Source organism: Dorea sp. (assembly GCF_977044405.1).
The window spans coordinates 96,181-111,590 of sequence record NZ_CDRRQK010000001.1; the positions used below are offsets into that span (position 1 = coordinate 96,181).

Annotated in this window: 13 protein-coding genes; 2 read left to right on the plus strand and 11 right to left on the minus strand. The window is 38.9% G+C overall.

Annotation, left to right across the window (positions count from 1 at the left end; all coding sequences use genetic code 11):
* Positions 1-9: 9 nt before the first annotated feature.
* The 6 genes from ACWJAF_RS00515 to ald form a co-directional block, all read right to left on the minus strand.
* Positions 10-189, minus strand: a complete 180-nt coding sequence (locus ACWJAF_RS00515) for a CD1871A family CXXC motif-containing protein (RefSeq protein WP_296033069.1) — start codon at positions 187-189, stop codon at positions 10-12.
* On the minus strand, positions 179-823 hold the full coding sequence (locus ACWJAF_RS00520) for a redoxin domain-containing protein (RefSeq protein ID WP_448861469.1): 645 nt from the start codon (positions 821-823) through the stop codon (positions 179-181). The genes ACWJAF_RS00515 and ACWJAF_RS00520 overlap by 11 nt, the downstream gene beginning before the upstream one ends.
* A gap of 277 nt (positions 824-1,100) precedes the next feature.
* Positions 1,101-2,585 (minus strand): hypothetical protein, encoded by a 1,485-nt coding sequence (locus ACWJAF_RS00525; RefSeq protein WP_448861470.1) that lies wholly within the window; start codon positions 2,583-2,585, stop codon positions 1,101-1,103.
* A gap of 152 nt (positions 2,586-2,737) precedes the next feature.
* On the minus strand, positions 2,738-3,214 hold the full coding sequence (locus ACWJAF_RS00530) for a hypothetical protein (protein WP_296033075.1): 477 nt from the start codon (positions 3,212-3,214) through the stop codon (positions 2,738-2,740).
* Entirely contained in the window at positions 3,214-4,593 is a 1,380-nt protein-coding gene (locus tag ACWJAF_RS00535) for a dicarboxylate/amino acid:cation symporter (protein ID WP_448861473.1), read from the minus strand. Before ACWJAF_RS00535 ends, ACWJAF_RS00530 begins: the two co-directional genes overlap by 1 nt.
* Before the next feature lie 361 nt (positions 4,594-4,954).
* A complete protein-coding gene (gene ald / locus ACWJAF_RS00540) occupies positions 4,955-6,070 on the minus strand; it encodes an alanine dehydrogenase (RefSeq protein WP_296033079.1) in 1,116 nt (371 codons plus the stop codon).
* Between the two features lie 284 nt (positions 6,071-6,354).
* Here ald and ACWJAF_RS00545 point away from each other — a divergent pair, with 284 nt between their 5' ends.
* Positions 6,355-7,212: a MurR/RpiR family transcriptional regulator gene (locus tag ACWJAF_RS00545; RefSeq protein WP_296033082.1), complete on the plus strand. Its 858-nt coding sequence runs from the start codon at positions 6,355-6,357 to the stop codon at positions 7,210-7,212.
* Between the two features lie 195 nt (positions 7,213-7,407).
* Positions 7,408-8,817, plus strand: a complete 1,410-nt coding sequence (locus ACWJAF_RS00550) for an alanine/glycine:cation symporter family protein (protein ID WP_296033083.1) — start codon at positions 7,408-7,410, stop codon at positions 8,815-8,817.
* A 74-nt stretch (positions 8,818-8,891) separates the two neighbouring features.
* On the opposite strand, the gene ACWJAF_RS00555 is transcribed toward ACWJAF_RS00550, so the two are convergent.
* From ACWJAF_RS00555 to ACWJAF_RS00575, 5 genes are all read right to left on the minus strand, one after another.
* Positions 8,892-10,925: a diguanylate cyclase domain-containing protein gene (locus ACWJAF_RS00555; RefSeq protein ID WP_448861476.1), complete on the minus strand. Its 2,034-nt coding sequence runs from the start codon at positions 10,923-10,925 to the stop codon at positions 8,892-8,894.
* A 268-nt stretch (positions 10,926-11,193) separates the two neighbouring features.
* The gene (locus tag ACWJAF_RS00560; protein WP_448861478.1) at positions 11,194-12,582 is read right to left on the minus strand and encodes an MATE family efflux transporter; all 1,389 of its coding nucleotides are present in this window, start codon (positions 12,580-12,582) and stop codon (positions 11,194-11,196) included.
* A 4-nt stretch (positions 12,583-12,586) separates the two neighbouring features.
* Positions 12,587-13,150 (minus strand): chromate transporter, encoded by a 564-nt coding sequence (locus ACWJAF_RS00565; RefSeq protein ID WP_448861480.1) that lies wholly within the window; start codon positions 13,148-13,150, stop codon positions 12,587-12,589.
* Positions 13,147-13,713 carry a chromate transporter gene (locus tag ACWJAF_RS00570; protein ID WP_296033089.1) on the minus strand — a complete coding sequence of 189 codons (567 nt, stop codon included), beginning with the start codon at positions 13,711-13,713 and terminating at the stop codon, positions 13,147-13,149. Before ACWJAF_RS00570 ends, ACWJAF_RS00565 begins: the two co-directional genes overlap by 4 nt.
* Before the next feature lie 57 nt (positions 13,714-13,770).
* On the minus strand, positions 13,771-14,988 hold the full coding sequence (locus tag ACWJAF_RS00575; protein ID WP_448861483.1) for a PD-(D/E)XK nuclease family transposase: 1,218 nt from the start codon (positions 14,986-14,988) through the stop codon (positions 13,771-13,773).
* Positions 14,989-15,410 lie beyond the last annotated feature (422 nt).

Consider the following 15,410-nt stretch of genomic DNA (forward strand, 5'->3'; position numbering starts at 1 on the left):
ACTTACTTTTTATCCCAGACCAATACATTCCAGACACACATTGATCGCTTTGTTCAATACAATGGATACTTCCCCTCTGTACATCCCATATATGATCATCATAACCGCCACAACCAATAGTACTCCGGCAATCAGCCGTCTCGTTCCTTCTTCTATTCCTTTGTTCGTATCTCTGTTATTATTTTCCATTCAGATAATCCTCTACCGTCTGTTTGTATGCACTGACATCCGCTCCGGCAAATGGTTCCCCGATGATCTTTCCTGTACTGTCCACGAAAAATGTCGTCGGCACACCGACCAGATTACTGATTATATCGTCAAATTCTTCCGTTGCGATCAGGTGCTGATAATCTGCTCCTGTCTGACTGATGATCTTTTCTGCCAGCTTATACTGCTCGCTGCCCTTTTCATCAACATCAACCAGAAGCCCGATCAGATTCACATTATCCGGAAGTTCTTTTTTCCACTCTGCCAGTTCTGGTAATTCATCGATACATGGATTACAGTATGTTGCCCAGAAATTTACAACTGTAAGATCATACTCTGCAAATATATCATTCGTCACTTTATTTCCATCCATATCTTTCGTTGTAAACTGTGGCATATTGACAGGGAATCCATTCTCTCCAATTTCCTGTTCTTCCGAACTGTTACCGGTATTTTTCTCTGTCTTGCTTCCTTCTTCTGAGGAATCTTTGATCTTTGCTGTCTCAGATGTGCTGCTGTCAGCTGAACCATCTTTCGAAGAACTGCATGCCCACAGTCCAAGAGCAAGCATTCCTGTCAGACAAAATATACTTATCTTTTTCATTCTTTTCTTCATATCTTATACTTTCCTTTTATTCTTATTCTAAGCTTATTCTCTACAAAATCTGTAAAAGCATATCCCGACTCCAAATATACCTTCTTTATTATAACCAGATTTTTCTACACATGCTACTTGATTCTCATAAAAGAGCTCGTATTTAATCCCTTATCCCCAGTCATCTGATTCTTCCAGCATGGCAACGCAAAAAGGAAGATGTTACCGAAGTAACACCTCCCTTTTATTCATCACTTTTGTAATCCAGATCACTCCGGCTTATACATCATTGATATAATTATTTTGCAATTCCGTCAGCGTAAGCTTCAAATACAGCATCAAGTGTATCTGCTTTTTCGCTGTAAGCTGTAACTGGAGCTGCGATTCCGTCCTCATCTGTTGCATCCTTGTTGAATGAGAATACAAATGGTGATTTGATTACAGGAACAGTTGCTTCTTCACCAGCATCGTTCTTGTATGTCAGGCTTGCATCGGCAGCACCTGCTTCGAACTCGTCTGTTGTAAGGTTTGTAAGAGAGTTCTCGATCAGAGTTGTGTACATGAATCCAATGCTGTCGCTCTTCATGATATCGCCTGTATTCTTGTATCCCCAGTCATCCTCGCTGATCTTTCCATCAACGTATGGATCCCATAAGTATACATTTACATCATTTTCAACTGCCTTAGCATTTACATCAGCGATTTCGTTCTGTGTAGCTTCATCGTATGGTCCGCCTACCATGTAGATAGCGTTTCCATCTTGCTGTAACAGCCATGCAAACTGACGATATGTTACAGTCTTGATGTTAACTTTCTCAGCATCCTTAAGAGCTGGGTAGTTCTCACGAACAAATTCTTCTTTAGAGTACTCTGTGAATTCGATGTTGTTATCTTTGATGAAATCAAACATCTTCTTCATCTCTGCATTGTATTCCTTTGTACAGTAATTCTTTACAGGATCTCCGTTTTTATCTGTAACTTCATTACCTTCATCGTCATACTCTTTTGTGTATACACCATCTTTGTCACGCTCTACCATCTTCTCGAACGCGTACATTACTGGGAATTTTTCAGCATTGTCATCTTTATTGTCGCTGTAGTTTGTTGTGTTGTCTTTGTTGTAGATGAAAGCGATTGGCTGCTGGATTCTTCCAACTGTCTCTGTTTCACCGTTAGCATTTGTATAAGAGATTGCTCTCTCTGTTGTTGATGGGAACTCGATCCAGTCATCAATGTTTGTCAGATACTGTTTTACAACTTCACCATACATGTAGTTGTAGTTTACACCTGCATTTTCACTTCCGTCAGACATACGGATGAATGTATTACCATTCTCGTTGTCATCCAGGTTGAAGTCATATGTATAGATTGTGTCAATACCATTCTCTTTTGCATACTTTGTAAGAGAAGGTGTCATAGCTCTTGTGTTGTGGCACCATGATCCGCAAAGTGCGATCATGTATGTTCCTTCTTTCTGGAACAGGTCGATCAGTTCATCATATGTGATGTCTTCGTATACAACTTCATCAACACTCTTGAATGTCTTGATTCCCTGACGCGGTTTGTCTTTTAAGGAATTTGTATTGAATGTGTTGAAGTAATAATCTGGTTCAAAGTTGTAATCTGTTGCAGATAATGCTTTTGTTGTATCTGCTTTTGCTTCTTTTGTTGTCTCTGTTTTGCTGTCTGTACTCTTGCTATCAGATGATGAGCTTCCGCATCCTGCAAGTAATGCAGCTGACATAGACAGAGCAAGTACACATGAAAGAACTCTTCTTTTCATCTCTTTTCTCCTTTTTGTTTGAAATAAACTTTTTCATTTACTGTTTCCGATCTGCCATCTGCAGATCCATCCAGACACTTCGTGTCTTTTATGCCATACAGACAGGCTCCTTATTTTCAATCCCTGGCAGCCTGTCCTGTATACTATCATAATTAGCACATCGGAGGTGCTTCACCAGCGTCATCACTGGATCCTGATCCGCCATCATTGTTGTATGTAGCTTCCAGATCCAGAAGATCCTGATAGTTTTCAATGCTCCATTTATCATCTGCAGGTACATATGTATCTACTGCTTCACGTGCTTCTTTTACAGCATCTGCTGCTCCGTCCTGTTTCTTATCGGCAAGAGAAGCCTGTTTGATCATAAGTCTTGCGTAGTTCAGTCTTGCTTCTTTATAGGTCTTCAGATTTGTGATCTTCTCTTCCAGATTCTGATTCGGATCTAATGCCTGATAATATTCAGCAGCTTTTTTAAATCTGTCGATACTATCGTCATTCAGTTTCATATCACCAATCTCATCGATTGCAGTGATTGTTCTTGTTACAGAATACTTTGTTGAAACTACAGAGAGACCAAGGAAAATGACAGCTAACACGATCAGTACGATTGTAGACTTTTTCAATTTCATTATGCGTTCTCTCCTTTCTTTTCTTCTGCATTAAAGATATTGTCATCCAGAGTGCCCATCTTTCTTGCAACGATTGCTGCTGTTACGTTACCAGCAGTTACATTGTCGAATGTACGGATCATATCTGAAATGTTGTTGATTGGTACCAAAAGTACGATCGCTGCGATTGGAAGGTTCACTGCTTTGAACACTGCCATAGCAGATACCACTCCGATACCAGGTACTCCTGCACTTCCGAGTGAAAGGATCAGGCAGACAACAGCTAACATTACATAGTCAGATACTGTCCATGAGATACCTACCGCATTGGTATAGAAGATAGCCAGAAGAATTGGCCATACACATGTACATCCCGGCATGCCAATGGTTGTACCAAGGGATGTTGTAAAGTTTGAGATTTCCTCATCAATACCTACACGTTTTCTCTGACCTTCGATAGAAGCAGGAATTGATCCAACACTACTTGAAGTTGTAAATGCTGTGATCTGTGCAGGAAGAATCTTTTTAAAGAATTTGATTGGGCTAAGTTTTGCAACAAACTTGATCAAAATCGCATTAAATCCATAGCTGTGTACCAGACATACCACATAGATCATAACGACCAGAAGTACCAGCTGTACGAGAGACTTCTTATCCTCGAAGATCTGACTTGCAGATCCGGCTACCAGACACAGAACTGCGAATGGAGTCAGGTCAATAACAAATGCCAGAATACGATAGATAATATTCTTCAGTGCCTCTACCAGATTCTTGAATGCGACTACTTTTTCTTCTCCCTCTTCTGTTGAGATTCCAACATATGCTACAGCTACTGCAATAGCAATGATGATGATCGCAACAACGTTATCGTTAGAAAGATCTCCGATGACGTTTGTTGGGAAGAATTTCAAAATAACCTGGTCAAATGATGTTGCAAGTTCTTCATAAGAACTGATTGTGCTGTCACTTACTGATGAAATATCAGCAAATACAGCCTCTGCCCCTTTTCCAAGCCCTGTAATGGCTCCAAAAATATATGACAGAACGATTGCTGCTGCAGATGAAGCCAGAAGCCAGAGTACAGATGTAAGGCCTATACTCCTCATTTTTTCTTTACTATTTAAAGAAATAAAACCTGACATAATAGAAATCAGGATAACTGGTGCCACCAGAGCAGTAATTACGTTGATGTAAATGTCACCAATCAAATCAACCCAGACAAGATAACTGTTATTCTCAGATGCAAATACGAGACCGATTACAGCACCCATTACCATACTGATCAGAACAACGAATGTCCAGTTGATCTTCATCGCTAACTGATTCAAAACTTTGAACAGCAATAATGTTATGGCTAACACAAGAAGTGCTATCCAGTTAACACTACAAAGTAAATCCATTTTTTCTTTTCCCCTTTCCTTAAGATTACCGTCTTCCAGTGTAACATTTTTTTAACAATACAGGAAATAGATAATATTAATAAACAAGGCTATTTATAGCATATATCTATAAATAGCCTTTCATATATTAGTGAATTAAAGTATTGAATCGCCGTTAAAAATAAATATATCATAATACGAACTAATATTCAAGTTCTTTTTATAATACAAACTTATATATAAATATACTGTTATCTATGTATTTTTTAATATATCTGAAAAAGCGCTGGTACCCCCAAGACACCAGCGCTTTTCCTTCTCACAGGAATTAATCATTTAGTTTTAGTTTCTTCTTATTTATATAGCGATTATATTGTATGTATTAGCATACGGTTCTTACATCTGTATATTCATAGCAGTCAAAGCTGTCTGCTACGTTCTTACATGTTAATTTTCCATCGTATGTATTGATAGCAGAATAGATAACCTCGTTATCTTTGCAAGCCTGCTCAAGTCCTTTTCCTGCAATCTGCAGTCCATAAGACAGTGTAGCGTTTGTCAGTGCAATTGTAGATGTTCTTGGAACTGCTCCTGGCATATTTCCTACACAGTAGTGAACAACACCATCTTCGATAAAGATCGGATCATCATGATATGTAACCTTTGTAGTCTCTCCGCATCCGCCCTGGTCTACAGCAACGTCTACAAATACAGCACCTGGTTTCATCTCTTTCAGATATTTTTTCTTGAAGATCTTAGGAGCTGATTTTCCAGGGATCAGAACACATCCGATAACGAGATCTGCTTCTTTGACAGCTTTCTCGATATTTGCATCATTAGAAACAAGTGTCTGAACGCGTGCTCCGAAAATATCATCCAGATATGCAAGTCTCTGAAGGTTGATATCCATAATTGTTACATTAGCGCCCATTCCTACAGCAATCTTACAAGCGTTTGTTCCTACAGATCCGCCACCAAGGATTACGATGTTCGCCTTTGGTGTTCCCGGAACTCCTGCTAAGAGAACGCCTTCTCCTCCGAATCTCTTTTCAAGATATTTTGCACCTTCCTGGATACTCAGACGTCCTGCGATCTGGCTCATAGGAGCAAGAAGAGGAATGCTTCCGTTTCTTTCAATCAGTGTCTCATAAGCAACACCTTTTACTTTTGCTCCAAGTAAAGCATCTGTCTGTGGTTTGTCTGCTGCAAGATGAAGATATGTATAAAGGATCAGTCCTTCGTGGAATAATGGATATTCTTCCGGAAGTGGCTCTTTTACCTTAATCATCATTTCAACAGTATCCCATACTTCCTTTGCTGTATCGATCATCTTTGCCCCAGCTGCTTCATATTCAGCATCAAAGAATCCAGATCCTTCTCCAGCACCTTTTTCGATATAAACATCGTGTCCTGCATTTACATAACTTTTCACGTTATCTGGTGTCATACCTACACGGAACTCGTTGTTTTTAATTTCTTTTACACATCCTACTTTCATTTTAAAAAACCTCCTAAAATTATAATCCGTTACATCTTCTTTTTTGAATGAATATTATTTTTCTCATTTCATTATTGTTGAATAATATTCTTCATTTCCGTCTGACTACATACTAGCACATATCATTTTACATTGCAATAAAAGTTATTTTTTTCACCAATAAGTTATTTTTTTCACTTGATATGCCGTTCTTTCTTCTATAATTAATATCTTCTGCATCTTGCAAGAATCCTCGTTTCATGCTTAAATCTAATTAACAATAGAACCCCCCGGAGGAATAGATTATGGAAAATATGAAGGAACTACTTCACTCAAAACGACTAACAAAAACTCAAAAAGTGATTGCCGAATATATTCTCGACAATGCGTCCGAAGCCTGTTTCATGACATCTACCGAAATTGCCCTGAAACTTGGTGTCAGCGAATCTTCTGTCATACGCTTCAGCCGTACGATCGGATTTGCCGGATTTATGGATTTTCAAAAAGCACTTCGAAAAGATTACCAGGATAAAGTTCTTAGTATCTCCAGCAGCATCACTGTGCCTTCCCAGAGAATTGCCAAGCAGGCAAAGCTGGAATCTTCTGCTGATTATATCAACCGGCATTTTAAAAATGCTGCTCATAATCTGGAAGAGATTTTTATCCAGAATTCCATTCAGACTTTTGAACAGGCTGCCGATACCATTATTTCCAGTAAACACAAATACATAGCAGCTACCAGAGGAAATATCTGCCTTGCTGATTATTTTATTCTCTATCTGAAACAGATGGTTCCACATGTTACCATGACAACAACGACTACCATGAGCCCGATCGACCATATGTGCAATATCTCACAGACAGATTGCCTGATTCTTTTCAGCTTTCCAAGATATTCCCTTCAGGATAAGGTTACTGCTGAAATGGCCCACGATGCCGGAGCTTCGATTATCGTTATTACAGATAAACCAAGTTCTGAACTGGCCCAGTATGCCACTGTGCTTCTAACTGTTCCCGTAGACAGTAATACGTTTTTCAATTCTATGATTGCTCCGCAATTTGTCTCTGAAGCTTTATTAGAAACCATTAGTCACAAGGCAAAAGGAATCGAAAAACGCCTCGATACCATTGACAAATATCTGAGCAAACTTGGAAATTATTAATCATTATGAATTCTGATGCCCGTGTTCAAAAAATATCAACCACGTGAAAGAAATAACTTTCATTGCATATTTATTTCTCCTATGCTAGGATTGGTTTAGACATAAAATAATTTTTTTCATCATGTGTGTTTTTTGAAGAATATTTTTCACTTCCGTCTATTATCAATAAAGCGAAAAATATTGGAGGAATTTTATATGGAAACATTGACACATGTATTAGAAAAAATCCAGACAGCTGTCTGGGGACCCCCTACTCTCGTTCTTCTTATGGGAACAGGACTTTATTTTACAATCAAGCTTGGCGGATTGCAGCTTACGAAATTTCCAAAAGCACTGAAGTGTATTTTTGAAAAGGAAGATGGTGTTGGGGATGTTTCTTCCTTTGCAACTCTTTGTACTACACTGGCAGCCTGTATCGGAACCGGAAGTATTGTTGGCGTTGCTACCGCTCTTCGCATTGGTGGTCCTGGTGCCCTCTTCTGGATGTGGGTATCTGCACTTCTTGGTATGACGACAAAATATGCCGAAGGTCTTCTCGCTATAAAATATCGTGTAAAAGATGAAAACGGAGAAATAGCCGGTGGTCCTATGTACTATATACAAAACGGACTTGGAGACAAATTCAAATGGCTTGCAAAGTTATTTGCTTTCTTTGGAGCTGTAACCGCACTTCTTGGAAGTGGTACTTTCCCACAGGTAAATGCAATCACTGAATCTGTGAATGCCTCTTTCCATCTTCCTGTACTGCTTGTAGGTGCAATCATTACAATTATGACTGCGGTTGTAACACTCGGCGGAATTAAATCTATTTCCAAAGTAGCAGAATTCATTGTTCCTTTTATGGCGCTTTTCTTTGTCGGTGGATCTGTTCTCATTCTTGTATGGAATTATAAAGTAATTCCGGCTACATTTGGACATATTTTTGCCTGTGCATTTTCCAAGGAGTCTGTACTTGGTGGCGCTGCGGGAACTGCGGTCATCTCATTCATGACAGCTATGAGAATGGGCGTTGCACGCGGTGTATATACAAACGAAGCCGGACTTGGAAGTTCCCCGATCGTTGCCGCTGCCGCAAAAACCAATTCCTGCGTAAAACAGGGTCTTATTTCTATGACCAGCGTATTCTTTACAACAATTGTAGTTTGCACAATGACTGGACTGGTTGTTATTTCCAGTGGACTCCTTGATAATTCTGAATTAAGTGGAAGTATTCTTGTGACCGCAGCTTATAACGCAGGACTTCCAATTAACATCGGTACTTACCTGATTTCATTTGGCTTGATCTTTTTTGCATTTACTACTATCCTTGGCTGGAATTATTACGGCGAACGCTGTGTTTTATATCTGACAGGAACTACAAAGAGTATTAAGCCTTTTAAAATCATTTACATTTTTGCAATTGCCATTGCACCATTCATGACACTTGAACCAATCTGGATGCTTGCTGATATTACAAATGCCCTGATGGTTATTCCTAACCTGATCGCGCTTCTTGGCCTTCGTAAAGTTGTCATCAGTGAGACCAAAAAATATTTTAATCAGAAAGATTCTTTAACCATTCCAGAGATTTCAGAAACTCCTGAAGGTTTTCAGGAATTTGATTAAAACCGGAAGGTCTGGACATAAAAATAGTACGGATATCTGTTGTCCGTACTATTTTTATCTAAAATTATTTTCCGCTATTTACTTTTTTCAAGCATTGCCACATCCGAAAAATGCGTATCCTTTATATCGGGATGTTTCATCTTCGTATCCTGTATATATTCTTTCGAACTCTTCTGCTGCATTTCCTGTTTAATCTTTCCTTCTATTTCCATCAGGCATTCCAGCAATATTGGATTAAATGTCCCACATTCCCCATTCAGGATCATCTGAATTGCTTCTTCGTGAGTGTATGCATCTTTATATACGCGCTTACTTACCAGCGCATCATACACATCAGCGATTGATACAACCTGTGCGGAGATTGGAATCTCATCACCCTTCAATCCATCTGGATATCCTCTTCCATCATAACGTTCATGGTGCCATCTGCAGATTTCATATGCATATTTGACTAGTTCTTCATCTTTATATAGCTCCAATGATTTTAACATATCTGCACCAATCTGTGCATGTGTCTTCATGATCTCAAATTCTTCTTTGGTAAGTCTTCCCGGCTTGTTCAGTATCTTTTCATCAATTCCGATTTTACCAATATCATGTAATGCTGATGCCGTTGCAATTACATACTGATCTTCCCAGGTCAGTGAATAACGATCTGTCTTTTCTACCAGGTGTTCTATCAGAAATCCTGTCAATTTATTAATGTGCAGTACATGAAGTCCGCTTTCTCCATTTCTAAACTCTACAACCTGGCTTAAGATACTGACCATCATCTGGTTATTCTTTTCTTTTTCATAAATCTGGTCTGTCACAAGCCTGATCAGTCTGCGCTGCTTTGCATATAACTTAATCATATTGAATACACGCCGGTACACAATTTTAGAATCAAACGGTCTGCTGATATAATCTGATACTCCCAGTTCATATGCCCGTCTTATGGAATTCTCCGCATCTTCGCTGGAAATCATAATAACTGGAATATCCTCTATCCATTTTTCCCTGTTCATATATGCAAGAACTTCGAACCCATCCATCTTCGGCATTACGATATCCAGAAGAATCAGGGAAATTCCCGTTCCATACTGCTCAAGCATTGCCACACATTCTTCGCCATTTTCTGCTTCCAGTATCCTGTATTCATTATGCAGCATCTCTTCTAATATCTCGCGGTTCAGCTCCGAATCATCTACGATCAAAATCTGCTGCCGTATCTTATCTTCCTCTTTTCCGTCATGTTCTTCTGTAACCTTCGCTTCTTCACCTTCTGTCACAGCCATATTTTTCTGTGTCTTGGCAAGATACATCAGCCGGTCTGCACGGACTACTGCCTCTTCTACCGTCTCTTCACCTGCCATAACCCCGCCTATACTTACCGACAACTGCATACGGTTATATCCCGGCACTTTTGTTCCTGCAATTTTTGATTGTATCTTATTTAATTTTTTTGAAAAACTATCCTTGTCTATGTCTGGGATTACTAAAAGGAATTCATCTCCCCCGTACCGGATCAGCTTATCTGTTTTCTGTATGTACTGCTTGATTACTTTGACAACCGTAATCAATGCTCTGTCCCCGGCGCTATGTCCATGCGTATCGTTATACAGTTTAAAATCATCCAGATCCAGAATTGCAATTCCTGCAGCGCCTTCTACTTTTTTCATCTCATCTTCGTAATAACGCCGGTTATAGGCACCAGTCAACGCATCTTTATAAAGCTTTTCATTGTATATTGCAAGCCGTTCTACGATTTTCTCATATCCAAGCGTATCAATCAGTGTATCTTCTTCCAGCTTTCTTAGCATCTCCATGACGTATGGTTTTCCGTCAATCTCTACATATCTTGCAAATACTTGGAAAATATCAGAATCCATGAATTCAAGTTTTGATGCCTGTGTTTTGCCTTCCAGTGCATGAATTGATATGCAGTTCTCACACGGTTCCTGCTTATGCCAGACCGAATAGCACTGACATGGTTCTATATTTTCAAGGCATTCTGACCGTTCTTTTAACATCCTGCCGTCCACAAGTCGTACGACATCGAACACCTCCCGCAGACATTCCATCTTTTCTTCAGCCTGTCTTTTTGTCATAAAATCCTTATGATTCATCCGGCTCACCTACTTACTTTTCTTATATTTCACGTACAAATATTGTGTTATATCTTTTTTTATACGTTTTACACATTTCTTGCACAGTACGATTACTATCTGTACCATCCTGCTGTGCATCCACTATCTATACTATATAATGCTTTTTATTATAATACAAATTATACATTTTTTCATTTTTCAGCATATTCTGTACAAAAACACCACCAATTTTCAGGAATTTCCTGCACAACCGGTAGTGTCTGTTTTCTGATAAGAAGCCTCAGAATCATCTAATATTATATCTTTTATACCTCTTTTTCTTCTTCCAGAAATAATACGGTATCAGAAATAAAAGTGTTCCTCCCCATGCCAATGGATAACTGATCAAGAGAATCTCTACTTTATGATGTATTGGTGTCATAATCATAATCCATGGAAGCCGGACCAAAAACAAACCACCAAACGTAAATATCGTCGGCCAGAGCACATCTCCCACACCACGAAGTCCTCCACTTAGATTCTCAAGCAGGATACTAAGTAAATAGCTCGGGACCAGAAAACGCAGCATATAAACTCCGATCTGAATCACATTCGGATCCGTCGTAAACATATGGTACATCGGTTCACAGAACGCATACAGAATCACAATGATCGCTCCTGTAAATATATACGAAATCCCGATATTAACACGAATACTCTTATATACCCTGTCCAATTTATCTGCGCCATAATTCTGTCCGGCAAAAGTTGTTACCGCCGCTCCAAGTGCGCTGGATACAGTCCAGAAGATCAGATCCAGTTTTCCATAGGCTGCCCACCCTGCTGCGGTATCTGTTCCAAAGCTGTTAACAGATGCCTGGATGACTACATTCGTCACACCATAAGCACATGCCTGTAATGCCCCAGGAACCCCTATTTTCAATTCCTTAGACAGAACCCCTGCATCCATACGAAGCTCCCTGCATCTAAGCTTCATAGCATCATAATCTTTCGTCAGTGAATATGTAACCAGCAGCGCACTGATGCACTGTGAGAAAACCGTTGCCAGTGCTGCCCCGGCAATTCCCATTTTCAGTACGACCACCAAGAAAATATCAAGAACAATATTCAATACACAGCAAACCACCAGATACAAAAGCGGTCTTCTTGAATCACCCACAGCCCTCATGATCGCCGAACCCATATTATAAACCAGTGTAAATAAAATTCCCATAAAATAAATTCTAAGATATGTCGTTGATGATGCCATCATCTCCTGTGGCGTATTCATAATTTTCAGTAACCACGGTGTAAGCACTGCACCAGCAACAGATATCACAAGACTGATCACGATGGAAAACAGGTATGCAGTATGTAATCCCACATGCAGCCTTTTTCTGTCTTTTGCACCGTAATATTGAGCAATGATAACTGCTGCCCCATTGGCCAGTCCATTAAAGAATGTTACAACGATCGTCGATAATACCGCCGCAGGACCGCCTACACTTGCCAGTGCCGCTTTTCCCACAAAACGTCCGACAATAATCGTATCTACGGTTGTATATAATTGCTGAATTAATGTTCCCAGCATGATCGGAAAGAAAAATATCAGAAGCTGTTTCCAGATAATTCCTTCCGTAATCGCATTTTTTTCAATCGTTTTTTCCCCCACTTTTATCCCTCTCTTACTTTTCATACCTCTACTTCACAACATTTGAAACAACAACTTTCATCACACCCGCCAGCAACATCACCCATATAGGATTCATCTTTACCTTTCTAAGTAATACCAGACAAATGAAAAATATTATAACCAGACTCCACTTCGTTCCTACGAATGTAATAATTTCTTCACTTCCCCAGAATGCCGTCGCCAGAATCGAAATTCCTGCTGCTCCGATCATTGCCACAACAGCTGGTCTCAGTGAATGTAACACCTCCTGCATCATTGTCATATTGCGATATTTTAAATATAGCTTTGCAAGAATTGTAACAATAATACATGACGGTAAAATACATCCAAACGTTGCGGCAAATGCTCCCGGAATTCCAGCTATCTTAATTCCGACAAAAGTAGCTGAATTCACCGCAATCGGTCCCGGTGTCATCTGGGAAATCGTAATAAGATCCGTAAATTCCGACATACGAAGCCAGTGATGTGCTGTTACAACCTGTCCCTGAATCAATGGCATAGCGGCATATCCACCGCCAAAGCTAAACATTCCAACCTGTAAAAAGCTGAGAAACAACTGTAAATATATCATTGCTTTTCTCCTCTCTTATTCATACAGGCCCGGATAACGCCTATTATGCCACATACAATTACAATATACACGACATTGATTTTATAGATACAGGAGGCAATAAAAGCCCCTGCCATAATCACTATCGATGTGATACTTTTCTCTTTTACAATTCCTGATCCCATTTCGTAGGTAACGGATGCTATAACTGCTCCAACTCCTGCCTGCATCCCTTCCAGCATCTGACTGACAAAATAATTGCTCCGAAATGCATTATAACAGACTGAAATAACCGAAATAATTACAAATGGCGGAATTATCGTACCTATAATTGAAACTACAACGCCCAAAAGTCCCGCTAATTTGTAACCTACTACAATCGCTCCATTTACCGCAATTGCACCCGGTGACGACTGTGCAATCGCCACCAGATCCAGCATCTCATTTTCCTCAATCCAGTGATATTCATCTACAAATTTCTTTTTCATCAATGTCACAATGACATATCCACCGCCAAATGTAAATGCACTTAAATATAATGTTGAAATAAATATTTTCCATAAAATATTCTTTTTACTTTCCATATTCTGCAACTCTAAAAGCCTCAATTCCTGATCAGTCAGGAATTGAGACACTTTACCTTACTTATTTTTTTCTCTTTCCAGTTCTTCTTTTAATCTTCGTATTTCTTCAGCCTTCTGGCTTAATTCCTCATCCTTCTGGCTTAACTCTTCATCCTTCTTGCTTAACTCTTCATCCTTCTGGCTTAACTCTTCATCCTTCTTGCTTAACTCTTCATCCTTCTTGCTTAACTCTTCATCCTTCTGGCTTAACTCTTCATCCTTCTGGCTTAACTCTTCATCCTTCTGGCTTAACTGCTCGTTCTTCCGGCTTAACTGCACCTTTTTCTGTCTCAGCTCTTCATCCAATTGTTTCTTTTCTTTCTTCTGTTCTTCCAATTCTTTCTGCATATCATCAATCATAAGTTTTACCGTATTTCGGTCTAATTCCAGCAATTCTTTTGAAAACATCTGCATCACCTCTTCAATATTCCGGCAGACATCATACACTTGCTCATACATTTCTTTAAAATCCGGATATTTTTCAATCAATGTTATCACCGATTCCGGATCATCCACTGAAAAAAAGGCAAGCCATGCTTCTAACCGATTCTCTATTTTTATACTTCCATCTTCATTTTGCTGAATCTTCTTAAATATGTCAAGAGGTATAAACAAATATTCTTGTAATAAATTTATATTTACTCCTGTATTAGACTTTTGCATGAACCTGTGAATATAATCCTCCGTATACTCTTTAAATTCTTTTGGACTATTTTCAAAAAATACAATTGTATAAACCTGCTTAATATCCCTGTATGAAAATTTCTTTCCTTTCATTCCCCGTACTCTCTTATATTGCCTTAATAACAGATCAGCAGAATAACAGGCGCTTCTTTCTCCCGGAAAATAATATCCCACTTTTTGTATTTCCAGATTAGCGATACTTCCAGTTTCCAGCTGTACAACTATATCTGTAATCAGCAATGAAGATTCATCTGCAAGTCTTGTTCCATCATTCGGTAAAATATCTATCGTCTTTACCTTTTGCTTTAACAATAATGAAAGTAATTCATCTACCCGTTCTGGTGAACTCTCCGGATTTAGAATCTCTTTTATCATGAAATCATACATTATCTTCACTCCTCTGACTCCTGTACAGAAATTCAGAAATTCTTCCTGTTCTTCCGGATTCCATCCATAATAAATCATGCTTAGTTTCGCTTTACTTTCAATTTCTTTTAACACCTCCTCTCGTGTCCTGATCATTGGAAAATATTGTTGCAGTTTGTTTGTCATAGGCATTTCCTCCTCAAAATATAAAATTTTCATGTTCTATCAAGTTGGAATTTTGTTTCAGAATTTATATGAAACTTTCGAAACTTGATGCCTCCCGGCTTAGAATTACTAGAGAGTATTTAGATTACCCTCTGAAGTGAAATCAGAATAACATATCATTTATAAATTTACAATGTAAAGAAATCTCTTTTTTATGAATCTTCAAAACTTTGTGCAACTTTACCTTTTTATACAAACAACTACGCCATTACATTACTTGCGAAATATCAATAATAGATAAAATGACATGCTTGCTTTTCAGGATTTTGATATATCATTTGTACAATTTTTTACAAACAAAAAATAAGAGAAACGCTGTCATTTCAACGTTTCTCCCATTTTTAACTAATGCCGCAGACCGGAATCGAACCTTTTCGGGAACG